The organism is Comamonas odontotermitis, assembly GCF_040396735.1.
Taxonomy (GTDB): Bacteria; Pseudomonadota; Gammaproteobacteria; order Burkholderiales; family Burkholderiaceae_C; genus Comamonas; species Comamonas odontotermitis_C.
Genome location: NZ_JBEBNZ010000014.1, coordinates 94700 through 117414, shown reverse-complemented (window position 1 = coordinate 117414; position 22715 = coordinate 94700). Strand labels below are relative to the sequence as shown.

General features: G+C 63.3%; 20 protein-coding genes and 1 other RNA gene. 5 read left to right on the top strand and 16 right to left on the bottom strand.

The window, feature by feature from the left end; translation table 11 throughout:
• Nucleotides 1-505: ABC transporter transmembrane domain-containing protein (locus ACH2DG_RS13720; RefSeq protein ID WP_395026780.1), on the bottom strand; the 505-nt coding region annotated here is incomplete at its 3' end.
• A gap of 41 nt (nt 506-546) precedes the next feature.
• On the opposite strand from ACH2DG_RS13720, the gene ACH2DG_RS13715 reads away from it, so the two are divergent.
• Complete coding sequence (locus ACH2DG_RS13715) at nt 547-960, top strand: acyl-CoA thioesterase (protein ID WP_377779273.1); 414 nt, start codon at nt 547-549, stop codon at nt 958-960.
• Nucleotides 961-1088: 128 nt separating this feature from the next.
• Here the strand turns inward: ACH2DG_RS13715 and ACH2DG_RS13710 are convergent, their stop codons facing one another.
• Both ACH2DG_RS13710 and ACH2DG_RS13705 read right to left on the bottom strand, forming a co-directional pair.
• A complete protein-coding gene (locus ACH2DG_RS13710; RefSeq protein ID WP_395026778.1) occupies nt 1089-1712 on the bottom strand; it encodes a polymer-forming cytoskeletal protein in 624 nt (207 codons plus the stop codon).
• A gap of 260 nt (nt 1713-1972) precedes the next feature.
• On the bottom strand, nt 1973-2434 hold the full coding sequence (locus ACH2DG_RS13705) for a thioesterase family protein (protein ID WP_224153224.1): 462 nt from the start codon (nt 2432-2434) through the stop codon (nt 1973-1975).
• A gap of 271 nt (nt 2435-2705) precedes the next feature.
• On the opposite strand from ACH2DG_RS13705, the gene ACH2DG_RS13700 reads away from it, so the two are divergent.
• The 3 genes from ACH2DG_RS13700 to ACH2DG_RS13690 are packed head-to-tail and all read left to right on the top strand — an operon-like array spanning nt 2706 to nt 4986.
• Nucleotides 2706-3764 carry a glycosyltransferase family 2 protein gene (locus ACH2DG_RS13700; protein WP_395026776.1) on the top strand — a complete coding sequence of 353 codons (1059 nt, stop codon included), beginning with the start codon at nt 2706-2708 and terminating at the stop codon, nt 3762-3764.
• Entirely contained in the window at nt 3764-4174 is a 411-nt protein-coding gene (locus ACH2DG_RS13695; RefSeq protein WP_395026774.1) for a GtrA family protein, read from the top strand. Before ACH2DG_RS13700 ends, ACH2DG_RS13695 begins: the two co-directional genes overlap by 1 nt.
• Nucleotides 4171-4986, top strand: coding sequence for a ChbG/HpnK family deacetylase (locus tag ACH2DG_RS13690; protein ID WP_395026772.1), 816 nt, complete (start codon nt 4171-4173; stop codon nt 4984-4986). Before ACH2DG_RS13695 ends, ACH2DG_RS13690 begins: the two co-directional genes overlap by 4 nt.
• Before the next feature lie 173 nt (nt 4987-5159).
• Here the strand turns inward: ACH2DG_RS13690 and ACH2DG_RS13685 are convergent, their stop codons facing one another.
• The 13 genes from ACH2DG_RS13685 to ACH2DG_RS13625 form a co-directional block, all read right to left on the bottom strand.
• Nucleotides 5160-5942, bottom strand: a complete 783-nt coding sequence (locus tag ACH2DG_RS13685) for an enoyl-CoA hydratase (RefSeq protein WP_395026771.1) — start codon at nt 5940-5942, stop codon at nt 5160-5162.
• A 90-nt stretch (nt 5943-6032) separates the two neighbouring features.
• Complete coding sequence (locus tag ACH2DG_RS13680; protein ID WP_395026770.1) at nt 6033-6875, bottom strand: acyl-CoA thioesterase; 843 nt, start codon at nt 6873-6875, stop codon at nt 6033-6035.
• A gap of 196 nt (nt 6876-7071) precedes the next feature.
• The gene (locus ACH2DG_RS13675; RefSeq protein ID WP_395026768.1) at nt 7072-8268 is read right to left on the bottom strand and encodes an acetyl-CoA C-acyltransferase; all 1197 of its coding nucleotides are present in this window, start codon (nt 8266-8268) and stop codon (nt 7072-7074) included.
• Between the two features lie 41 nt (nt 8269-8309).
• A non-coding RNA gene (locus tag ACH2DG_RS13670) (sX9 sRNA) lies at nt 8310-8384 on the bottom strand.
• A gap of 51 nt (nt 8385-8435) precedes the next feature.
• Nucleotides 8436-10844 carry a 3-hydroxyacyl-CoA dehydrogenase/enoyl-CoA hydratase family protein gene (locus ACH2DG_RS13665; RefSeq protein ID WP_395026767.1) on the bottom strand — a complete coding sequence of 803 codons (2409 nt, stop codon included), beginning with the start codon at nt 10842-10844 and terminating at the stop codon, nt 8436-8438.
• A gap of 68 nt (nt 10845-10912) precedes the next feature.
• Nucleotides 10913-11362, bottom strand: a complete 450-nt coding sequence (locus ACH2DG_RS13660) for a DUF2147 domain-containing protein (RefSeq protein ID WP_395026766.1) — start codon at nt 11360-11362, stop codon at nt 10913-10915.
• Between the two features lie 38 nt (nt 11363-11400).
• Nucleotides 11401-13203, bottom strand: a complete 1803-nt coding sequence (locus ACH2DG_RS13655; protein ID WP_395026764.1) for an acyl-CoA dehydrogenase C-terminal domain-containing protein — start codon at nt 13201-13203, stop codon at nt 11401-11403.
• An 18-nt stretch (nt 13204-13221) separates the two neighbouring features.
• Nucleotides 13222-13986, bottom strand: coding sequence for a TetR/AcrR family transcriptional regulator (locus ACH2DG_RS13650; RefSeq protein ID WP_395026763.1), 765 nt, complete (start codon nt 13984-13986; stop codon nt 13222-13224).
• Between the two features lie 225 nt (nt 13987-14211).
• The gene (gene slmA, locus ACH2DG_RS13645) at nt 14212-14892 is read right to left on the bottom strand and encodes a nucleoid occlusion factor SlmA (protein ID WP_395026761.1); all 681 of its coding nucleotides are present in this window, start codon (nt 14890-14892) and stop codon (nt 14212-14214) included.
• Nucleotides 14893-15093: 201 nt separating this feature from the next.
• Nucleotides 15094-15987: an acetylglutamate kinase gene (argB, locus tag ACH2DG_RS13640; RefSeq protein ID WP_224153029.1), complete on the bottom strand. Its 894-nt coding sequence runs from the start codon at nt 15985-15987 to the stop codon at nt 15094-15096.
• 74 nt (nt 15988-16061) lie between these two features.
• Nucleotides 16062-17162, bottom strand: coding sequence for a glycosyltransferase family 4 protein (locus tag ACH2DG_RS13635; RefSeq protein WP_395026760.1), 1101 nt, complete (start codon nt 17160-17162; stop codon nt 16062-16064).
• Entirely contained in the window at nt 17159-17944 is a 786-nt protein-coding gene (locus tag ACH2DG_RS13630; protein ID WP_395026759.1) for a glycosyltransferase, read from the bottom strand. Before ACH2DG_RS13630 ends, ACH2DG_RS13635 begins: the two co-directional genes overlap by 4 nt.
• Nucleotides 17945-17993: 49 nt before the next feature.
• The gene (locus tag ACH2DG_RS13625; RefSeq protein ID WP_395026757.1) at nt 17994-18899 is read right to left on the bottom strand and encodes a glycosyltransferase family 2 protein; all 906 of its coding nucleotides are present in this window, start codon (nt 18897-18899) and stop codon (nt 17994-17996) included.
• Between the two features lie 78 nt (nt 18900-18977).
• Between ACH2DG_RS13625 and ACH2DG_RS13620 the strand changes: the two genes are divergently transcribed.
• On the top strand, nt 18978-22688 hold the full coding sequence (locus ACH2DG_RS13620; RefSeq protein ID WP_395026756.1) for a methyltransferase domain-containing protein: 3711 nt from the start codon (nt 18978-18980) through the stop codon (nt 22686-22688).
• Nucleotides 22689-22715 lie beyond the last annotated feature (27 nt).

Below are 22715 nucleotides of genomic sequence, written 5' to 3'. Positions count from 1 at the left end.
TGGGCACGATGCTGTAGAGCGAATAGGAAATGAGCGACTCGACGCCTTTGACGCCGCGTTCGATGTCGCGCGTCATGCCGCCGGTCTGGCGCTCCAGATGAAAGCGCAGGCTCATGCCGTGCAGGTGCTCGAAGGTCTGCAGGGCGATGGAACGCGCCGCGCCCTGCGTGGCCTTGGCAAACACCAGCTCGCGCAGCTCGCCGAACACCGAAGTCAGCAGCCGCAGGCCGCCATAGGCCAGCAGCAGGCCAACCGGCACCACCAGCAGCGCCTGCGCACTGCCCGGTTGAATGCCAAGCGCATCCACCACGTGCTTGAGCAGCACCGGCACGCCGACGTTGGCGACCTTGGCACCCACCATGAGCAGCAGTGCAGCCATCACGCGCCATTTGTAGGCCCACAGATAGGGCAGCAGGCGCTTGAGGGTTTCTCCATCACGAGATTCGGGTTTACCCTTGGTTTCGCTAGGGCTTGCGGGGAGAGAGGCTTCCTGAAAACGGCGCATGGAGGACAATTGTGGGATTGTTGTATCCCCTGATTGTGCCCATGAATACCGTTCGCACCACATCCTCCGATTTGCCCACCGACAAGGAGCTGGTGCTGCGCGTCATTCCCATGCCTGCCGATTGCAACGCCAATGGCGATATCTTTGGAGGCTGGGTGATGTCGCAGGTCGATCTGGCGGGCTCGGTGCTGCCGCTGCGCCACTCGCGCGGCCGTACAGTGACCGTGGCCGTCAATGAATTCATCTTCAAGCAACCCGTGCGCGTGGGCGACATCCTGTCGTTCTACGCCAAGCTCACCCGCGTTGGCACCACGTCGATGACGGTGGCTGTGGAAGTGGTGGCCGAGCGCCTGTCCAAGCAGGGCCAGTTCATCAAGGTGACTGAGGCGACCTTGACCTATGTGGCGATCGACGAGGAAGGACAGCCTCGCAAGGTGCCGCCGCTGTCTGCTTAAACGCGAGGGCACCAGAGCGGCTCCCAAGCAAAAGCGCTGCCAGGGCAGCGCTTTTTTATTGCTACTGAATCAGGAGCTATTGGCGCACGCTGAACATGCGCCACAACCTGTTTCTTGCCTGAATACGGTCAGGCCACGCTCTCGGCGGCCTTTTCGGTCTTGGTGGTGCTGCCTGTGCTTGCAGCAGGCTTGCGCGTGCTGCCCGAGCATTCGATCTCGCCGGTCAACTGGCCGCCTTCTTCGATGATGACCTTGCCGTAGCGAATCTTGCCGTGCACCCGGCCGCTGCCAAAGATCACCAGCTTGTCGCGCACCGTCAGGTTGCCTTCGAATTCACCGTGAATCTCGGCGATGTCGATCTCCGCCGAGCCACGGAATGCGCCGTCGGCAGTGATCTGGATCACGCGCGAATCCATGGTGGCCTCGACCGTGCCTTCCACCACCAGGGTGTCGCAGTCGGTAATCTCGACGCCCTTGAGCTTGATATTGGGGCCGACGGTCAGTTTGCTGCCGGTGCCGGCATTGGTATCGTTGGAGGTCACTGCGCTGGAATAAGAAGAAGTGGATGAAGAAGCACTGCTGGAGTCTTCGCTCTTGTTGGAGAGATTGCCCCCCAGCACCGAGCTGGCCGAACCAGCCGCCGTACTGGGCAAAGTGCTTCCGGAGGAGCTCGATGACGAGCCGCCCATGAACTTGGATGCGGAATTGTCGTTGTCACGGCGCCCGCCGAAGAAAGGGTTTTGTACAGCCATCGGATCTCCTTGTAGAAAATGACACCCCACGCTTCCCACGGCGTGCGGTTCGCAGCCCCTCCGCGAGGGGCGTTTTTCATCCTGGGGCGGCCCGGCGATGAAAAAACAGAACTATGCTATTCAATTTATAGCTATCGTGTTAACAAAATTTGACACTAGTCGTAACAAGGCCGCTGTATTGCGTCGTTTGCTATCAATATTTTCATAGCGTCGACAAATTTCACAATTCCCAACAAACACCTAGACCGGAACAAATGGTCTCAGGAGACGATGTAGGCCGCCGTGGCCGTGGCCAGCACCTGGCCCGTGCTGTCGCAGAAATCCGAGCGCGTTGTCGCCACGCGCGAGCCCAGGCGCAGCACGCGCGCCTGCATCGCAAACGGACCGTGTGTGCCGGGGCGCAGGTAGTCAACGCGCAGATCGATGGTTCCCAGCTTGCCAAAGCGCATCAGCCGCTGCATGACCGGCTCGCCCACATGCTTGGCGCCCGATGCGGCCATGACCGCGATACCGCCCAGTGCATCCAGGCTGGCACTGATCACGCCGCCGTGGATGCGTTTGAGCCCGAAGTGGCCGATCAGCTCATGCCGCATCTCCAGCGATGCCAGCAACGCATCATCCTGGACACCCACGAGCTTGAGCCCGAGCAACTGGTTGAACACAATGCGCTCTTCAAAGATTTCGCGCAAGCCGGCGATGTAGGGCTCATCCAGCCCCTGCATCGATACGTAGGCGGGGCCGGGGGAATGGGCCGGTAAGTGGGCAGGCGAGGCGGCAGCGGTCATACATCTCCGTGGTTGAAAAGGCAAAAGGTCTTTGAGCGAGTATGCATACAAACTGCGTTGCCGGGCAATCGCGCATTCGCTCTGGTTTTCACCCAGGAGACCCGCCAAACGCGCCGATGCAGGTGGAGGAATCCACTGCGCAAGCGGTGCTTCATCGCCCGCCCCACCCCGCCTTGCGCTAGACTGCCAGCCATTCCGCAGACTTGCCATGCCAATACCTCCCGCCTCCCCTGCCCCTCTTGCCGTGCAGCGCCCGCCATTGCGGCTGAGCTGTGTCGTGCCTGCCTACAATGAGGCAGCCAATCTGGAAACCTTCTTGCCCGCCCTGCACGAAACGGTGCGTCGGCTGTCAGCAGAATGCGAGATCGTGCTGGTCGATGATGGCAGCAAGGATGAGACGCAGGCACTGGCTCTGCGCATGGCCGAGCACCTGCCGCTGCAGTACGTGCAGCTGTCGCGCAACTTTGGCAAGGAAGCAGCCATGAGCGCAGGGCTTGATTACGCACGCGGCAATGCCGTGCTGCTGATCGACGCCGATTTTCAGCACCCGCTGCCCTTGATCGCAGAGATGGTGCAACTATGGAACAGCGGCTACGACATGGTGTACGGCGTGATTGCCGACCGGACTGCCGAGGGCGCCGCCAAACGCCGGGGTACCCAGCTGTTCTACTACCTGATGAACCGGGACAGCCGGTTCCGCATTCCTGAAAATGCGGGTGACTTCCGCTTGATGGACCGCAAGGTGGTAGATGTGCTGCGCCAGCTGCCCGAGCGCAACCGCTTCATGAAGGGGCTGTATGCCTGGGTCGGTTTCAAGAGCGCGGCCCTGCCTTTTGTGCCCGATGCGCGGCGCAGCGGGCAATCCACCTTCAACCTGCACCGGCTGGGGGCGCTGGCGTTCGAGGGACTGACCTCGTTCACGACCATTCCGCTCAAGGTCTGGAGCTTCATCGGCTTCTGCATCTCGGTTGCAGCCATTTTCTATGGCGTCTACATCACCGTCGAAACCTTGATTTTCGACAATCCTACCGACGGTTGGCCCACGCTGGCAGCCAGCCTGATGCTGTTCTCCGGCGTGCAGTTGCTGTCAATCGGCATGCTGGGCGAATACATCGGCCGCATCTACGACGAAGTCAAGCGCCGACCGCTGTATGTGGTGGACCAGCATGTGGCCACCCACGCGCTGCCAGTTTCGGGGCCAGCCACCGTTGGCGAAAGCGTTGCTGCCCCCGCTGCGCCAGCCGCCTCGCATCCACCGCAGCCATGATGGCGGCCTTGCTCTCCCTGCTGCGCCGCCTGCCCCAGGGCTTGCAGTTTGTCTGCGTGGGCGGAGCAGCAGCGGCCACCCATCTGCTGGTGGTGGCCCTGTTGGTGCAGGGCTTGGCCCTGGCGCCGCTGGCAGCCAACGTGCTGGGTTTTCTGGTGGCATTCTGCGTGAGCTATGGCGGCCATGCATTGCTCACCTTTTCGGAGCATCAAGCGCCACACCGACAAGCGCTTCCGCGTTTTTTTCTGGTGGCCTGCTGCTCGTTTGCACTGAATGAAGTGCTGTACTACATCGCCCTGCACCAGTGGCACCTGCACTACCTGTGGAGCCTGTTTGCCGTGCTGCTGATCGTGGCCGTCGTCACCTTTGTGGCCGCCAAGTTCTGGGCCTTTGCCAGGAGCGCCGCATGAGCCGCTCCATTGTGCTGTGCGCAGACGACTATGCGCTGCACCCCGCTGTCGATGCCGCCGTGCAGCAGCTGGCCGAGCAGGGCCGCCTGTCCGCCACCAGCTGCATGACCACTGCTCCGCGCTGGCGCGAAGCGGCGCGGGCCCTGCCCGCCCTGCGAGGCAGGCTGGACGTGGGGCTGCACTTCAACCTGACCGAAGGCCATGGCGTTCAGCCAGATGCCACTATCGGCAGCGTCATCGCCCAAGCCTACACCCACAGCCTGCCCGCAGCCCGCCTGCGCGATGCCTGGCGAGAGCAGCTCGATGCCTTTGAAGATGCGCTGGGCGTGCCGCCCGATTATGTCGATGGCCACCAGCATGTGCACCAGCTGCCAAGCGTACGTGCAGCCATGGTGGGTGAGCTGCAGCGCCGCTATGGCGCAGACGCCGGGCAACAGCTCTGGATTCGCTCCACGGCACCCGCAGGCCGCCTGCGCTGGCAGCCCAAGGCCGCGGTGATTGCGCTGCTGGGCGGCTACACGCTCACGCGCCAGCTGCATGCACGGCGCTGGCAGATGAACCGGGGCTTTGGCGGCGTCTATGGTTTTGATGCGCCCACGCCTGCCGCCTATGGCGCGCACATGGCGCGATGGCTGGCCGCCTGCAACGACGGCAGTCTGCTCATGTGCCACCCCGCCAACGCCCAGGTGGAGGGCGATGCCATCGGCGGGCAGCGGCCGGTGGAGTTTGCGTACCTGCAATCGGCGGCGTTTGCCGATGCGTTGGCAGCGCAGAACTGCAGCATCTGGCAGGCGAATCGCACGATTTCATAAAAAAATAGCTGCGGGTACCCTTTCATCAAGCACCAGCAGCTATCTTTTTATGAGTAATTTATCGCTTGCGCGGCATCATTACTCTCAGCATTTGCTGAAATCCGGCTTTCTTTTTTAGCGAAAGAGGCCGCCTGCACTACGTGCATTGGCACCGCTGCGCGGCGCCATGGCTTTCAGCATTTGCTGAAATCCGGCTTTCTTTTCTCGAGGAAAGCGCTCATTGCCTCTTTGGCTGCGGGCTGCTGCAGCAGATCGGCAAACAGCTTGCCTTCTTCGGCAATGCGTGCCTGCACCGCTGCCATCTGGCCGCTCTTGAGCAGTTTTTTGCTCGCCAGCAGCGAGCCCATGGGCTTGGCGGCCAGTTTGGCTGCCTGGGCCTGGGCGATGGTATTGCATTCGGTGGGGGGCACCACGCGGTTGACCAAGCCCACTTCCAGTGCCGCTTCGGCCATGAACGGATCGCCCAGCAACAAGGCCTCGCTGGCACGCTGGTGGCCCATCAGCTGGGGCAGCAGCAGGCTCGATGCGCCTTCGGGGCAGAAGCCCAGGTTCACGAATGGCAGCGAGAACATCGCGTTGTCGCCCGCGTAGACCAGATCGCAGTGCAGCAGCATGGTTGTCCCGATACCGACCGCCGGGCCGCAGACCGCCGCCACGATGGGTTTGGGGCAGGCGGCCAGTGCCTGCAGAAACTGAAAGGGCGGCGCGTTTTCGTCCGGCTTGGGACCGTTCAGAAAATCACCCAGGTCATTGCCTGCCGTAAATACCGTGGCATCGCCCTGGAACAGCACCACGCGCACGTCGCCGCTGGTGGCGGCCTGCTGCAGCACGCTGGCCATGGTCAGGTACATGGCGCCGGTGATGGAATTCTTCTTGGCGACGCGGTTGAAGGTGATGGTGCAGATGCCGTTTTCGGCCAGCACCAGGATGTCGTCGCAGGTGGATTGAATGCTCATGGGTTCTCTCTGTCCAACATGTGAGATGCAAACGCGCCGGGCGCTTGCCTCTGTTCGGGCGCCGATGCTAACCGATCCGGCGCCCTCCATTTACTCTTTGTAATAGACCAACTGGTGGCTCGTTGCGAGCAAGGTGCCGCCCGGCGCCCAGATCTGTGCCGTCTGGTCGAAAAAGCCGTCACGAAAGCCCTGGCCCTGCGCCTGCGCCAGCACCGGCTCGCTGCCGACCTGCCGCAATTCGTCTTCGCTGGCGTGGAAGTACACGCTGAATGTGACCGTACCAATCGGCACCCGCTTGGCGCGGCGCAGCCAGATGCGCGGAAAGAATACGTCGCACAGCGCAGTCAGCGCCTGCACGTCCAAGGGGCGCGGCGGCTCGTCGCTGACCCACATGCGGGTCAGGCTCGGACTGATCGCGCCGTCCCACTGCTCCGGGTAGCTGCCCAGGAGCGGGCGCACGTTGTAGCGCGAGAGCCATTCCACGCGAAAATCGGTGACGTAGCGCGCCACCTCGCCAGACGGCGGCACCTGCGGCATGGCGCATTCGTCGTCCGACCAGGTCTTGCGCGCCAGCGCCGTCATCGCGGTGGCGGTGGTGGTTGTGGACCAATGGCCTTCCGGGTCCTTTTCGCGCATGGTGATGATCCAGTGCTGCGTGGAGCGGTTGGTGCGCGCGGGAATGGCTTCGATCACCACCTCGCCCTCACCCACGGCCCCCGCAAAATTCACCGTAATCGCCACCAGCTCGCCCAGGCGATCCGGGTGCTGCAGCACCGCCTGCGCCATCTGCGCCGCGGTGATGCCGCCGTAGGGCCCGACCATGTTCCAGTAATCCTTGCTGGCGCGTGTGGCGAACTGGTTGGCGCCAGCAGGCTCCATTGCCATCGCCCGGTCAAAGGGATGGCCGCCTGCAGAAGTGAAAAGGTTGCTCATTGGGACAGTTTTCGCAAGAAAAGTGAAGAAAGGCTCCAGAGCCTTGCGCGCACCCATCGCGCGCTAGCTGCCTATTTATGGCAATTGGCAGTTGCATTTTCTGCCACTTTCAGCAACACCTGATTTGTACCACTCCCACCCCGCCAGGCGTGCCGTCTGCGGGACAGCACGCCTGCGCTGGAATCTGTCAGCGCACTTACACGCGTTCCAGAATGCCTGCAGCTCCCTGCCCCATGCCCACACACATGGTCACCATGCCGTACTTGAGCTTGTTGCGTTGCAGCGCATGCACCACCGTGGCCGCACGGATGGCGCCGGTCGCGCCCAGCGGGTGGCCCAGTGCAATCGCGCCGCCCATGGGGTTGACCTTGGCCGGGTCCATGCCCAGCTGCTCCATGACGGCGAGCGACTGCGCGGCAAAAGCCTCGTTCAGTTCGATCCAGTCCATGTCCTGCAGCGACAGCCCTGCATTGCGCAGCGCAACAGGAATCGCCTCGATCGGGCCGATGCCCATGATCTCGGGCGGCACGCCCTTGCTGGCGTAGCTGACAAAGCGCGCCAGCGGCGTGAGGTTGAAGCGCTTGAGAGCCGCCTCGCTCACCACCAGCAGCGCACCTGCGCCGTCGCTGGTCTGCGAGCTGTTGCCGGCGGTGACCGAGCCACGGGCCGCAAACACGGTGCGGAGCTTGGCCAGGCCTTCAATGGAGGTATCCGTGCGCGGCCCTTCGTCCAGGCTGACCGTGCGCGAACTGCTCACCGCTTCGCCCCTGGCAATGTCCACGCCCCGGTCGGTCACGGTGATCGGCGTGATTTCTGCCGTGAAGTCGCCCGCCTGCTGCGCAGCCAGCGCACGCTGGTGCGATTGCAGCGCAAACGCGTCCTGGGCATCGCGGCTCACCTTCCAGCGCTGCGCCACCTTCTCTGCCGTGAGGCCCATGCCGTAGGCAATGCCCACATCGCCTTCGCGCTCAAAGATCGAGGGAGACAGCGATGGCGAATTGCCCATCATGGGCACCATGCTCATGCTCTCGACACCGGCGGCGATCATCACATCGGCCTCGCCCACGCGGATGCGGTCTGCCGCCATCTGCAGCGCTGTGAGGCCCGATGCGCAGAAGCGGTTGACGGTAACGCCACCCACGCCTACCGGCAGGCCTGCCAGCACCGCGCTGATGCGGGCCACATTCAGCCCCTGCTGCGCCTCGGGGATGGCGCAGCCGCACACCACATCTTCGATGGCCTGCGGATCGAGCCCGGGCGCCTGCGCCAGCACGGCTTTCATCGTGGTGGCCAGCAGATCGTCGGGGCGCATGTTGCGCAGATAGCCTTTGTGCGACTTGCCAATCGGCGTGCGCGTGGCAGCAACAATGTAGGCGTCTTGTACTTGTTTCATATCGATCTCTCAATGATCCAAACAATGCTCTTTGGGTTCATGGCTGAGGAAGCGTAGCGAGCAGGACTCAGGCAAGGCGGACGGAGCACAGCCACCGGAACGCACTTGCTGTGCGTGAGGATGGCGAGCACCGTCCAACGCCGCATGAGGCCTGCGCAGTAGCTTCATCAGTTACGAACCGGTTTGCCGGTGCTCAGCATGCCCAGAATGCGCTCCTGGGTCTTTTCCTTCACGATCAGGTCGGTGAAGGCCTTGCGCTCCAGCGCCATCAGGTATTCCTCGTTGACCAGCGTGCCGGCGTCCACATCGCCGCCGCACACCACATCGGCCATGTGGCTGGCAATGAGCATGTCGTGTTCGGTGATGAAGCCGCCCTCGCGCATGTTGACCAGGGTGCTGCGCAGGGTCGCAGCACCGCTGCGGCCCGCTACCGGGAAAGGCTTGCGTTGCGGCGGGCGCCAGCCCGACTGCGCCATGGCCTTGGCCTGGGTGAGCGCCACAAACAGCAGCTCGTCACGGTGCGGCACGATCACATCGTCAGCCTGCAGGTAGCCCAGGGTCTGCGACTCCAGCGCGCTGGTGCCAACCGTGGCCTTGGCGGCGGCCGTAAAGCCGTTGGCCAGGAAGGGCAGCAGGTCGTTGCCGGTCGAATACTGGGCATGGCGCGCTGCCTGGTAGGCCACGTTGGTGAGGCCGCCAGCGCCGGGCACCAGGCCCACGCCCATTTCCACCAGACCGATGTAGCTTTCCATGTGCGCCACGCGGCGTGCGCAGTGCAGCAGCAGCTCGCAGCCGCCGCCCAGCGCCATGCCGTGCACGGCCCCTACCACCGGTATCTGCGCATAGCGCACGGCCAGGAAGAGCTGCTGCATCACCTGCTCGATCTGGTCGATGGCCATGGGGCCTTGCAGCGCAAAGGCGGGCATCATGGCCTGCAGATCGGCACCCACACTGAACGGTGCGTCGCCCGACCAGACGACCAGGGCGTCAAAGTCCTTCTCGGCAAGCGCCAGTGCAGCCTGCAGGTCTTCCATGACATCGGGGCTGATGGCGTGCATCTTGGTCTTGATGCTGAAGACCAGCACCTGGTCATCCAGCGTCCAGGTGCGCGAGGCCTTGCTCTCTGTCAAGGTTCGGCCTGCCGTGCGCCAATCCTGCGCGGCGTCGCCTGCCTCGCCCAGCACGCGCTCGGGGAACAACTGGCGCGCATACACCGGCAGATCGCGGCGTGGCACGAAGCGGTTTTCGGCAGCGCTCCACGATCCCTGGGGCGTGTGCACGCCGCCGGCATCGGCCACCGGGCCTTCAAACACCCATTGCGGCAGGGGCTCGGTGCTGAGCGCCTTGCCCGCATCAATGTCTTCCTGCACCATCTTGGCGACCTGCAGCCAGCCCGCTTCCTGCCACAGCTCGAACGGGCCCTGCTGCATGCCAAAGCCCCAGCGCATGGCCAGATCCACATCGCGTGCATTGTCTGCAATGTCCTTCAGGTGCACGGCGGCGTAGTGAAAGCTGTTGCGCAGAATGGCCCACAGGAACTGGCCCTGCGCGCCCTCGCTGCTCCGCAGCAGCTGCAGGCGCTCGCCCGCTGGCTTTTTCAGCATGCGGGCGTAGACGTCGTTGCACTTCTCGCCCGAAGGCACATAGGCCTGGTGCTCTGGATCGAAGCGCTCGATGCCCAGCTTGGTCTTGCGGTAAAAGCCTGCCTTGGTCTTTTGCCCCAGCGCGCCATCTGCTATCAATTTGGTAATGACGGCAGGGGTCGCGTAGCTGGCGTAGAACGAATCGGTCTGCGCGCTCAGTTGGGTTTGCATCGTGCCGATGACGTGGGCCAGCGTATCCAGGCCCACCACATCGGCGGTGCGGAAGGTGCCCGAGCTGGCACGGCCAAGCTTCTTGCCGGTCAGGTCGTCCACCACGTCATAGGTCAGGCCAAAGCGATCGGCCTCAGCAATGGTGGACAGCATGCCCGCCACCCCCACGCGGTTGGCCACAAAGTTGGGCGTGTCCTTGGCGCGGACCACGCCCTTGCCCAACTGGGTGGTGGCAAAGGTTTCCAGCTGATCGAGCACCTGCGGCTCGGTCGCCGCAGTGGGGATCAGTTCCACCAGTTGCATGTAGCGCGGCGGATTGAAGAAATGGATGCCGCAGAAGCGGTGGCGCAGTTGCTCGGGCAGGGCTTCCGACAGTGCCGTGATCGACAGGCCCGAGGTGTTGGATGCCAGGATTGCATGGGGTGCGACGAACGGCGCGATCTTGTGGTACAGGTCGCGCTTCCAGTCCATGCGCTCGGCAATCGCCTCGATCACCAGATCGCAGTCCTTGAGCAACTCCAGGTGCTCTTCGTAGTTGGCGGCCACTATGAGATCCGCTTCTGCCGATACGCCCAGCGGCGAAGGCTTGAGCTTTTTCAGATTGGCAATCGCCTTCTGGGCAATCGCACTCTTGGGGCCTTCCTTGGCGGGCAGATCGAACAGCACCACCGGCACGCGCACATTGACGAGGTGGGCCGCAATCTGCGCCCCCATCACCCCGGCGCCGAGCACCGCCACTTTCTTCACCACAAATCGGGACATGGTTACTCCACTTTTGATAGCTGCTAGTGCTTTCTCGTTAAGCGCTGGCAACTAGTTTCATTCAAAATCTATTCGACACGCGACCAGGTCTGCGTGCGGCCGAACGGGCCGATTGATCCGCGCACATCGAGCTTGCTGCCGTTGTCGGCAGGCGTGAGCTTCAGGCTGTAGGTGCTTCCGTTTTCCGGGTCAAGGATCCGGCCGTCTTCCCACACAGCCTTGCCTTCTGCCTTCTTGGCGCCGCGAATGATCTCCAGCCCCACCAGCGGCTGGCCCTTGCGGTCGTCAGTGCAGCGGTCGCAGACCGCCTTGGGGTCGGCGCCCTTGCGCAGCAGCTTTTCCACCTTGCCGCTGAGCACACCACCGCTGTCGCTGATGCGCACCTCGGATTTGGGCTCGCCGCTTTTCTCGTCGAAGGTGCGCCACAGGCCTACCGGCGACATTTCGGCAGCCAGCGCTGGCAGTGCTACTGTCAGGCCAGCAGCCAGCGCCAGCAGGGGTTTCAGCAAGGGTCGCATCGCAGTCTCCTTGGGATTGATCGGCAGGGACGAAGGCCTCAGGCCAGCGCCGCGTCGGTGTTCATCAAGAGCTTGCTGCCGGTGCGCATGGTGCGCACGCGCAGGCCCGCTTCGGGGAAGAGGCGCGCAAAGTAAAAGCGCGCCGTCTGCAGCTTGCCTTCGTAGAAGGTCTTGTCAGCCGCGTCGCCTTCTGCCAGTGCGCGCAGCGCCGTCTGTGCCATGCGCGCCCACCAGTAGCCCATCACCAGATGACCCATGACGCAGAGGTAGTCGACCGAGGCCGCGCCCACTTCGTCAGGGTTTTGCAGTGCCTTGAGGCCCAGCTCGGTGGTGATACCCGTCATCTGGCCGGCCAGTTGCGCCAGCGGATTGATGAAATCGGCCATGCGCTCGTTCACGCCTTCTTCTTCGACCAGGCCCTGCACCAGCTTGCCCAGCGCCTTGAGCGCCGCGCCCTGGTCGCCCAGCACCTTGCGGCCCAGCAGGTCGAGTGCCTGGATGCCGTTGGTGCCTTCGTAGATCATGTTGATGCGCGCATCGCGCACGAACTGCTCCATGCCAGTTTCGTGGATGTAGCCATGGCCGCCAAACACCTGCTGGCACTGCACGGTCACATCAAAGCCCTTGTCTGTCAGGAAGGCCTTGAGAATGGGCGTGAGCAGGGCCACCTGCGCAGCATTGGCCTTGCGCACGGCTTCGTCCGGGTGGTTCAGCTCTTCATCGACCAGGGCCGAGGTGGCCACCATCATGGCGCGACCGCCTTCGCTGTAGGCCTTGGCGGTCAGCAGCATGCGGCGCACATCGGGGTGCACGATGATCGGATCGGCGGGCAGGTCCTTGGCCTTGGTGCCCGAGAGGCTGCGCATCTGCACGCGATCCTTGGCATAGGCCAGCGCATTCTGGTAGGCCACGGTCATCAGGCCCAGCGACTGGTTGGCCACGCCCAGGCGGGCGGCGTTCATCATCACGAACATGGCTTGCAGGCCCTTGTTGGGCTGGCCCACCAGGGTGCCCAAGGCGCCATCGATGGCGATCTGCGCGGTGGCGTTGCCGTGGATGCCCATCTTGTGCTCCAGGCCGGAGCAGCTGATGGGGTTGCGGGCGCCGAGCGAGCCATCGGCGTTGACGAGGAACTTGGGCACCAGGAACAGGCTGATGCCCTTGCTGCCCTTGGGCGCATCGGGCAGGCGGGCCAGCACCAGGTGCACGATGTTGTCCGTCATGTCGTGCTCACCGGCGCTGATGAAGATCTTGTTGCCGGTGATCTTGTAGGTGCCGTCGGCCTGGGGCTCGGCCTTGGTGCGCAGCAGGCCCAGGTCGGTGCCGCAATGGGGTTCGGTCAGGCACATGGTACCGGTCCACTCGCCGCTGGTGAGCTTGGGCAGGTAGAGCTTTTTCTGCTCGTCCGAGCCATAGACATGCAGCGCCTCGTAGGCGCCGTGCGACAGGCCAGGGTACATGGCCCAGGCCTGGTTGGCGCTGTTGAGCATTTCGTACAGGCACTGGTTCAGCACAAAGGGCAGGCCCTGGCCGCCGTAGGCAGTGTCGCACGACAGGGCTGCCCAGCCGCCTTCCACATACTTGGCGTAGGCCTCCTTGAACCCCTTGGGCGTGGCCACGCTCGAATCCGCCGGGTTGCGGGTGCAACCTTCAACGTCGCCAGACAGGTTGAGCGGCTGTATGACTTCGGATGCGAACTTGCCAGCCTCTTCCAGAATGGCATCCATGGTGCCGGTGTCGACATCGGCATAGGCAGGCAGTTGGGCAAAGCGCGCGGGCAGACCCAGCACTTCTTGCATGAGGAACTGCATGTCGCGCAGCGGTGGGGTGTACTGAGGCATGGAATGTCCTTTGGGGTTTTACGAAATCAACGCAGATTCGGAAGCCGCCACGGCAGAGGGTGCGGGCGGTGCCGGAGGGATCGGAGAGGAAACAGATAGCAGGGGCGCCAGTGCGGCGTCGATCAGCGGCGCATCGCGCCCACTGTCCACCGCGTAACGATGGAGCACGCTACGCAATGCGCGCGTGGCATGCAGCAAGGCCTGCGGGCCATGCAGAAAACGGGTTTCGTAGTGCAGCGAGAGGATGATGCCGTGCAGCTCGAACAGCACCTGGTCAGGCTCGACCTCGGACTGCAACTGGCCCTCCTGCTGAGACTGGGCAATTGCGCGGCGCATGGCCTCCATCCATATGCTGACCGATTCGGCCAGTGCATCGCGCACATCGCCCGGGCGATCATCGAACTCCACTGCACCACTGATGTACAGGCTGCCATAGAGGCGGCTGGCTTCGCCCTGCTGGGCGGTGCTGCCCATCCAACCCGTCACCATGTGCAGCAGACGGGGCAGGCCGCGCGGCGCCGCCAGGGCGGGGCCGAAGATCTCGCGCTCGAACCGGGTGTGGTATTCACGCACGACCGAGCACTGCAGCTCTTCCAGTGAGCCAAAATGGGCAAAGACGCCCGATTTGCTCATGCCCATGGCCAGGGCCAACATGCCCAGCGACAGGCCATCAAGCCCTTCCTGTGCAGACAGCGCCAGCGCAGCATCCAGAATGGCTGCACGGGTTTGGGCACCTTTGGCCAGTTTCGTGGTTTCGTTGTTTTCAGTGGTGATTCTGGACATACATCAAAAATAGCACGGTCGTTCTATTTTTTGATTTTTGCACAATCCCTGTCCCTTGCCAATGCCTGTTTTGCAAAGCAAGGGTAAACCACAGGCCAGGCCCACAGACAAGGCTGCAGCGCACCAGTCCCACCACGCCAGAGATGCAATAAAAAAACTGCCAGCGCTTTTTCATTCAGCGCTGGCAGCTATGTTTTTTGGAGCAACCCGTTGAACGGGCCCGGGTCAATGAGCCATCAGTCCCAGGCAGGCATCGAGCTGTTCGGTGGGCAGCTTGCGGAAATCCGACCGCGCAAAGCGCTGCAGACGGCCGATCAGGAAAGACATATGGACGCTGGCGCGCACATTCGCATCCACGGTTGGCGTGGTCGAGCCATCAGCCCCCGGCACGGTACGCAGGCACTGGCGCAAGGTGGTTTCGATGCGCTCAAAAAACTGCTGCATGCGCTGCTGCAGGCGTGGGTGCTCGGATTGGAGGGCATCACCCATCATCACCCGCACCATGCCTGGGTTGCGCTCGCCGAACTGCAGCACCATGGCCACTACGCGCTGCGCCTGGGCTACGCCCTGCTCTACGGTTTTCGCCGGGTCGGGCACATCACGGCCTGTGATCTGCACCGCCAGGGTGAATACGGACTGCTCGATGAAATCGATCAACCCTTCGTACATCTGCGCCTTGCTGGCAAAGTGGCGATAGAGCGCCGCTTCGCTGATCGACATCTGCGCCGCCAGGGCCGCCGTGGTGATGCGGTCGGCGCCCGGCTGCTCCAGCATGGCAGCCAGGGTTTGCAGAATCTGGATCCGGCGCTCTCCGGGTTTTGGGCGTTTACGGGTAGGTACCGGCGCAGCGGCGTCTACCGGCGCATCAATGACGTCGGCGGCGAATGAAGATTCTTGATCGGACATGCGTTGTTTGAGGCGTGTGCCCGGCGTAGTCTCCCAACATCGCCAGGCTATTTTTCTAGGCAGCAATCATGCTTTTGTGCTCTCGGAGACTGATGTTTCAGCCTGTGGAGCCTGTAACATCTTACTGCAGAAAACCTGCAAAATCATGGCTCAAACCGGGCTTATCACTGGATGAACCCATGAATTACGCAATCAAATGTATCAATAACTACGAATCATAGTGCCATAGGCCGTGTCGGTCAGAATCTCCAGCAGCATGGCGTGGGGAACGCGACCGTCCACAATGTGTACGGCATTCACCCCGCTCTTGGCCGCGTCGATGGCGCCCGCCAGCTTGGGCAGCATGCCACCCGAAATCGTGCCATCGGTGATCAGATCGTCGATCTGGCGCGAGGTCAACTCGGTGAGCAACTGGCCCTGCTTGTCCAGCACCCCGGGAATGTTCGTCAGCAGCATCAGTTTTTCGGCCTGCAGCACGGTGGCGAGCTTGCTGGCCACCACATCGGCGTTGATGTTATAGCTTTCATTGCCTTCGCCAAAGCCGATGGGACTGACCACCGGAATGAAGGCATCATCCTGCAGCGCCTTGACCACACTCGGGTCGATCTGGAGGATATCACCGACCTGGCCCACATCGTGCTCGACCGATGGATCCTTGTTGTCCTTGAGCTTGAGTTTTTGCGCTCGGATCAGCCCTCCATCGCGCCCGGTCAGGCCCACCGCCTTGCCGCCTGCCTGGTTGATCAGGCCCACGATGTCCTGCTGCACCTCGCCAGCGAGCACCCATTCCACCACTTCCATGGTTTCGGCATCGGTCACGCGCATGCCTTGCACGAAGCGGCCTTCCTTGCCCAGGCGCTTCAAGGCGTTCTCGATCTGCGGACCGCCACCGTGCACCACCACCGGGTTGATGCCCACGAGCTTGAGCAGCACCACGTCTTCGGCAAAATCGGCCTGCAGCTCAGGGTCCGTCATGGCATTGCCGCCGTACTTGATGACCATGGTCTTGCCATGGAACTTGCGGATGTACGGCAGCGCCTGCGCCAGGATTTCTGCCTTGTCGCGTGGAGCAATGGAAAGAGGTTGGGTCGTCATGGATGCAGGCCTTTACAGCAGGACGGGAAGGTTCAAAACGCGCATTGTGCCCCAATCTGCGCCATGGCCGTCAATTAGCGAATCCAGCCCGGCAGCTTGAAGCGAACAATCACCAGGTACGCGGCCACATAAGAGACACAGAACAGCGCACAGAACGCGATCAGCACATAGGTGTTGCGCCAGAACAGCACGGCAGGCACCACCGTCAGCAAGGTGAATGCCCAGAGGTAGGGCGCGGTGCGATTGTTGCGGCGCAGCATCTGACGGGCGGCATTCTCGTCCAACACGCTGCGCACAATGCGGCGATAGATCAACTGGTGCAGGTGCAGGGCATCTGCCATGCCCGGGGAATCGCCCCGCGCCAGCTTGCGGTAGATGGAGAACATGGTCTCCCACACCGGATAGATCAGCAGCAGCATCGGAAACCAGGGCGAGACGATGGGGTGGCGCTGCACCAGGGTGATGCTGCAGAACGCGATCACGATGCCCCAGACATAGGCGCCGCCGTCGCCGGCGAACAACTGGCCCATGGGGTAGTTCCAGAACATGAAGCCCAGTGTGGCCGCCGCAGTGATCACCAGAATGGCGGCCAGTTCGCGGTCGCCCAGCTGCAGCGCCACATGGGTGAGCGCCGCACAGATGATGAGCGCCACCATGCCGGCCAGGCCGTTGTAGCCATCGATGATGTTGAATGCATGGGGCAGGCCCGCGATCGCCAGCACCGCCAGCGCCATGCCCAGCCAGGGGGCGGAGCTCAACAAGGCATCGAGCCAGCCCAGGCCCAGGCGCGGCACGGTCATTCCCAGCAGGTAGACGGCCAGCAAGCCGGTGGCCAGGGTCAGCACCAGACGGTAGCGCACCGTCATGCGCTGGGTCATGTCCTCAGCAATACCGCCCGCCACTGCGGGCAGCATTGCTATGAAAAAGTAGAGCACCCAGGTGTTCCACTGCAGCGCATTGCTGTAGTAGCCCCACCAGTTCTGCACACCTGCCACGCCCACCGTCAACACCATGCTGGCAAACATGGCCAGGCCGCCCAGACGGGGAATGTGGCCCATGTGAAAGCGCTGCGGCAGGTCTTTGCCATAGCGTCTGGCGTGCCCGCGCATGCGGCGCACGATGAAGCCCGCACCGATCAGCGCGAACAGAAAAGCCACCACTGCCAAGAGAATCATTGTTTCGTCATCGTGAGTGCCGCAGCCGGCAGGCGCCGCAACAAAGGGCGCGAACGCCAGAACACTGCCGAAGTCCATAACTGCAACAGGCTGCGAATATGCCACAAAGCATGGCGCATGCGCCGATGGCTGGCCCTCTGGCCTGCATGCTCCACCGTGGCTTCCGCGCGCGCCAGCGTAAAGCCGGCAAGGCGCAGGCGCAGGCAGAGGTCCACATCCTCGCAGTACATGAAGTACGCGGGGTTCAACCCGCCAATGCTCCGCCATGCCTCGGCAGGCAGCATCCACATGGCCCCGTTGACCCACTCCGCCCGTGTTTCCCGCCGGCGCACCGTGTAGCGCAGCAGCAGCGACCAGGGCGTGGGCACCTCGCGCTCGCTGTCCTGCACCGCGCCGGTTTCATCAAGCTGTGTGGGATAGGCCAGGCCGACGCCAGGGCGACGCGCTGCCTCGATGAGCGCCGCAAAAGGGTTGCCCCTGCGCAGCACCACATCCGGGTTGACGATGCAGACAAAGGGCTCGCTGGCATCTGCCAGGGCCGCATTGTGATTGGCCGAAAAGCCCAGGGGCGCAGGGTTGTGCCGAATCTCCAGCACAAAAGGCCAGCCGCCTTCGGGTGTCTGCAACGGTGGCTCCGGCTGGTTCAGCGTCAGCACGACGCGGCTCACGCCAGCGTCGCCCAGGCGGGCCAGATCTTCCAGCAGGCGCTGCACCATGTCCCGGTGCCCGTGGCTGACGACGGACAGGACAATGGCGGGGTACGGGTGTGGCGGAGGGAGCATGGCCTTCCATTATCCCCTGCCAACGCAGGGGCCACGGCCGTGACTGGCCTCAGTACAGGCGCAGCGCCAGCAGCACTCGCAAAATCAGGGTGTCCACGGCGCTCATGCGCCAATAGAAGCCCTGGATCGCCACGCGAAAGGCGGCCAGCCATCGCCTGCGCGATTGCAGCAGCATCTGCAATTGGGCACGCTGCCCGTCTTTCAGGCGCGCGCCGTGCGTGCGATCAAACTCCGCCAACTGGTCCAGCCAGCCCGGTCCGGCCTGGCGCAGGCGGCGCGCAAAGCGCTGCACGCGCGCCCACTGTCCCAGCAGGCCCTGCTGCTGCATTCCAATGGTATTGCGCCCGTGCTGACGGTAAAGAATATGGCTTTGCGTATCGAACACCACCGTGCCAAAGGCAGAAACGACGAGGTAGGCCCACCAGTCATGTGCCAGGCAATACCGGGGCAGCGACGAGAGCACCAACTGGCGTGCAGAGGCATTCAGTGCTACGGTGCAACCTGTGGCGATGTTCTGCACCAGGGCGTTGCCCCAGCCGATCTTGTCAGCCGGATAGTCTGGCGACGGGCCGATCGCCTCCAGCGCCATATCGGTGTACTGGGTGCGTGAGCAGTACAGCGCGGGGCCAGTCTGCGGCGCAAGCAAGGCCACGGCACTGGCGACCTTGCCCGGGAGCCAGACATCGTCCTGGTCGCAAAAGAAATAAAAATCGTAGCCATTGCCTGCAATTTGCAACAACTCATGAAAACTACCGACAAAACCAAGATTGGCACCCGCAGTCACATGGATGTTGGGGTGAGCCGCTGCATATCGGTGGACAATGGCAAGCGTCGCATCCGACGAGCCATCGTCGCGCACCCAGAGATCGCACGCCGCGTGGGTTTGCACCAGCAGCGAATCCAGTTGCGCTGACAGAAACTGCTCGCCATTGAATGTTGACAATAGAATTGCCACTCGATTTTTCTTGTCAGTCATTCATCCCTACCTGCCTGGCAGGCCTACTTCGGCAGAATTTCCAGCCATTTCCTATCCATGACCCGCGAACACCACGTCTACACACGCCACATCGATCCACAAGAGCGAACGTCGCTGTCTGTGCTGGCCGGCAAAATACGTCCGGGCTCACGGGTGCTCGATCTGGGCTGCGGCCCGGGTGTGCTGGGCCAGCACCTGCACCAGCGTCTGGGTTGCACCGTCGACGGCGTGACTTTCAGCGCAGAAGAGGCCGAACTGGCCAGGCCCCATTATCGCGATGTCGCTGTGGCGGATTTGGAACAAATCAATCTTGCAGAGGCTTTCCTGCTGCGCCAGTACGACTATATCGTCTGCGCGGACGTTCTGGAGCACCTGCGCCACCCCGAGCAGATTCTGGCCGATTGCCGTGCGTTGCTGGCAGAAGACGGCCAGATCCTGGTCTCGATCCCCAATGCCGGGTACTGCGGTCTGGTGATGGAGCTCATGCAGGGCGAGTTGCGCTACCGCGAGGAAGGGCTGCTGGATGCCACGCACCTGCGGTTTTTCACCCGCCAGTCGCTGCTGCGCCTGCTCAATGCCGAGCAATGGTGCGTGGAGTCGTTGGAGACCATCGACCGCCCACTCGATGAATCGGAGTTTGCACGCACCACCGCCGACAGCCTGCCACCGGCAGTCATGCAGTACCTGCTCTCGCAGCCCGATGCACTGGCCTACCAGTTTGTCGCCAGCGTACGCCCTGCAGGCGACCCCGCCGCCGTCCAGTCGCATGCACTGCTGGCCATTGGCAACCAGAACAACGCAGCGCAAGCGAGCTTTACCACCAACCTGTATTGGGCCGATACGGATGGCTACAGCGAAGACCGCAAGCTCATTCAAAAGGGCCATATCGGCAAGCTGCAGCAAACCATTCGCTTTACGCTGCCCCGGTACGACGCGCCCACGCCCACCCTGCGCTGGGACCCGGCAGACCGCCCGGGTTTTCTGCACATCCACGATATCCGCCTGTTCGACGCCAGCGCGGGCCTGCGCTGGCGTTGGCTTGGCGCTGGCGACCAGAGCCTCGCCCAGGCCCCGCACAGCGAAATCGTCTGGCAGCCCGCGCCAGCGAGCGCACCGGGCTCTGTCCTTGCCCTGTTGACTGGCGACGACCCCTACCTGCGCCTGCCGATCCCTGCCGATGTGCTGCACCAATGCCTGCAAACCGAAGGCGCTGTGCTGGAAGTGACGGTAGGCTGGCCCATGTCGGCCGACTACGCCGTGCTGGCAGACAGCGCGCAGCAGTTGGAAACCCGCCTGCGCCACGCCGATACGGAGGTGATCCGCGCCCAGCACGCCGAAGGCCGGGCGCATGAGCATATGCGCGAGCTGCAGGCCCATATCCAGGACCAGCGGCATAACCTGGAAGCGAGCATCGGGCAGCAGCAGGAACACATTCAGGCGCAGCAGACCCACATTGGCAACCTGCAGACGCACCTGAACAATATTGAAGGCTCCGAGGCCTATCGCATTGGCCAGAAGCTCGCCCGCGCCAAGGCAAGGCTGCGCGGCAGAACGCCCCCCCCGGCAGCCGTCGTGTCCATTCCTGCGGCAGCCGCTCCTGCTGTTCAGGCTGAGGAAGTGGTCGCTGGCGACGCAGTGCAAGCCAAGACTGAAGCCGAGACCAAGACAGTCATTGTGGCCGAACCCGTACCGGAATTGGCGCCTGAAGCCCTGCTGCCCGATGCCGCACGCCCTGTTGCGGCAGTGGCCAGCCAGCCAGCCAGCGCTGTGGACATCATCGTTCCCGTCTACCGGGGACTTGCGGACACCCAACGCTGCCTGCAATCGGTGCTGCAGGCAGCCACGCAAACCAATTGCCAGTTGATCGTCATCAACGACGCCAGCCCCGAACCCGCCTTGAGCGAGTGGCTGCGTGCGCTGGCGGCGCAGGACAGCCGCGTCACCCTGCTCGAAAACGACAGCAATCTCGGCTTCGTGGCCACTGTCAACCGCGGTATGGCGCTGCACCCCGACCATGACGTCGTGCTGCTCAACAGCGACACCGAGGTGTCCCATGAGTGGCTGGACCGCCTGCGTACCGCCGCCTACAGCCAGCCTGGCATTGGCAGCGTCACACCGTTATCCAACAACGCCACGATCTGCAGCTACCCCCGTTTCTGCGAGAAGAACGCCCTGCCTGCAGACGCCGACCTGGTGCGCCTCAACCACCTGAGCGCTGCAGCCAATGCAGGCCGCACCGTCGATATTCCGACCGGCGTGGGCTTTTGCATGTACATCCGGCGCGACTGTCTCACACAGACTGGTCTGTTCGATGTCGAGCACTTCGGCAAGGGCTACGGCGAAGAGAACGATTTCTGCATGCGCGCCCACCATCTGGGCTGGCGCCACCTGCTGGCGCTGGACACCTTCGTCCTGCACACCGGCGGAGTCAGCTTTGGCGACAGCAAGACGCCGCGCGAGCAGGCCGCTTACCAGATGCTGCTGCAGTTGCATCCCGAATACGACGCGCAGGTGCAGGCGCACCTCAAAGCCAACCCCGCCCAGGCTGCGCGCAATGCCATCGACAAGGCCCGCCTGCGCCAGCACCCGCTGCCCCGCATTCTGATGGTGCTGCACAACGCAGGCGGCGGCACCTTGCGCCATGTGCACGAACTGGCGCACAGCCTGCGCGAGCAGGCCGTCTCGCTGGCCTTGACGCCGCTCGAAGACAACTACATCCGCCTGCAGTGGCTGGATGCTGCCGAGGGCTATGACGAGGAGTTCCACTGGCCCACACGGTCGCAGGAAGTGGTGGCGCTGCTGCGCGAGCTGGGCGTGCGCCATGTCCACTTCCACCACTTGATGGGGCTCAACCTCGAAATCATGCGCCTGCCCGAGCTGCTGGGCGTGCGCTACGACTTCACCGCCCACGACTACTACGCCATCTGCCCGCAGATCAACCTGATGATGCCCACGCACAACGCACGCTATGCGGCGCTGGGCGTGGCGCAGTGCCCGCAATGCTCGGGCGAGCACCCCGCACCGACGGGCGAGTACATCGACGCCTGGCGCATGCGCCACCGCCTGTTCCTGAACCAGGCACGCTATGTTCTGGCGCCCACCCGCGACGCCGCAGAACGCATGCTGCAGTACTTTCCCGACGCGCCCGTGCGCTACGTCACCCACCACGACATTGCCGACCCGGCCACGCTCCCCGTGCCGCAGGGCAAGCCGCTGGCCGCACACAGCCATCTGCGCGTCTTCATCCTGGGCGGCGTCAGCCTCGCCAAGGGCGGCGATGTGATGGAAGCCGTGGCGCTGGCAGCCGCACGCGCAAACGCGCCGGTGGAGCTGCACCTGCTGGGCTACCCGCACCGCCGCATGCGCACGCAGCCGCAGGCAAGCCTCACCATCCACGGCCCCTATGACGATGCCGACCTGCCCGCGCTGCTGGCGCGCCTGCAGCCCGATGTGGTCTGGTTCCCCGCCCTCTGGCCCGAAACCTACAGCTACACCCTGAGCGCCTGCCTGCAGGCGGGCGTACCGGTGATCGCCCCCGACATTGGCGCCTTCCCCGAGCGCCTTGCCAACCGCCCCTGGACCTGGGTACAGCCCTGGAGCACCTCGGCCGACGAATGGCTGGCCCTGTTCCAGAGCATCCGCGAACGCCACTTCGTGCAAGGCACACCGCCCCTGCCCGCACCGGCCGCACCTGCCGAGCTCCTGGGCCCGCGCCTGCAGCCCTGGAGCTACCCGCACGATTACCTGACAGGTATTGCAGCCCCTTGATTTTCAATAAAATACGCCTCTGGTGCT

What these genes read in the sequence shown, in the direction of transcription:
- ACH2DG_RS13715 (WP_377779273.1), top strand. Translation starts at nt 547, where the DNA reads ATGAATACCGTTCGCACCACATCCTCCGATTTGCCCACCGACAAGGAG.
- ACH2DG_RS13710 (WP_395026778.1), bottom strand. Translation starts at nt 1,712, where the DNA reads ATGGCTGTACAAAACCCTTTCTTCGGCGGGCGCCGTGACAACGACAAT.
- ACH2DG_RS13705 (WP_224153224.1), bottom strand. Translation starts at nt 2,434, where the DNA reads ATGCAGGGGCTGGATGAGCCCTACATCGCCGGCTTGCGCGAAATCTTT.
- ACH2DG_RS13700 (WP_395026776.1), top strand. Translation starts at nt 2,706, where the DNA reads ATGCCAATACCTCCCGCCTCCCCTGCCCCTCTTGCCGTGCAGCGCCCG.
- ACH2DG_RS13695 (WP_395026774.1), top strand. Translation starts at nt 3,764, where the DNA reads ATGGCGGCCTTGCTCTCCCTGCTGCGCCGCCTGCCCCAGGGCTTGCAG.
- ACH2DG_RS13690 (WP_395026772.1), top strand. Translation starts at nt 4,171, where the DNA reads ATGAGCCGCTCCATTGTGCTGTGCGCAGACGACTATGCGCTGCACCCC.
- ACH2DG_RS13685 (WP_395026771.1), bottom strand. Translation starts at nt 5,942, where the DNA reads ATGAGCATTCAATCCACCTGCGACGACATCCTGGTGCTGGCCGAAAAC.
- ACH2DG_RS13680 (WP_395026770.1), bottom strand. Translation starts at nt 6,875, where the DNA reads ATGAGCAACCTTTTCACTTCTGCAGGCGGCCATCCCTTTGACCGGGCG.
- ACH2DG_RS13675 (WP_395026768.1), bottom strand. Translation starts at nt 8,268, where the DNA reads ATGAAACAAGTACAAGACGCCTACATTGTTGCTGCCACGCGCACGCCG.
- ACH2DG_RS13665 (WP_395026767.1), bottom strand. Translation starts at nt 10,844, where the DNA reads ATGTCCCGATTTGTGGTGAAGAAAGTGGCGGTGCTCGGCGCCGGGGTG.
- ACH2DG_RS13660 (WP_395026766.1), bottom strand. Translation starts at nt 11,362, where the DNA reads ATGCGACCCTTGCTGAAACCCCTGCTGGCGCTGGCTGCTGGCCTGACA.
- ACH2DG_RS13655 (WP_395026764.1), bottom strand. Translation starts at nt 13,203, where the DNA reads ATGCCTCAGTACACCCCACCGCTGCGCGACATGCAGTTCCTCATGCAA.
- ACH2DG_RS13650 (WP_395026763.1), bottom strand. Translation starts at nt 13,986, where the DNA reads ATGTCCAGAATCACCACTGAAAACAACGAAACCACGAAACTGGCCAAA.
- slmA (WP_395026761.1), bottom strand. Translation starts at nt 14,892, where the DNA reads ATGTCCGATCAAGAATCTTCATTCGCCGCCGACGTCATTGATGCGCCG.
- argB (WP_224153029.1), bottom strand. Translation starts at nt 15,987, where the DNA reads ATGACGACCCAACCTCTTTCCATTGCTCCACGCGACAAGGCAGAAATC.
- ACH2DG_RS13635 (WP_395026760.1), bottom strand. Translation starts at nt 17,162, where the DNA reads ATGATTCTCTTGGCAGTGGTGGCTTTTCTGTTCGCGCTGATCGGTGCG.
- ACH2DG_RS13630 (WP_395026759.1), bottom strand. Translation starts at nt 17,944, where the DNA reads ATGCTCCCTCCGCCACACCCGTACCCCGCCATTGTCCTGTCCGTCGTC.
- ACH2DG_RS13620 (WP_395026756.1), top strand. Translation starts at nt 18,978, where the DNA reads ATGACCCGCGAACACCACGTCTACACACGCCACATCGATCCACAAGAG.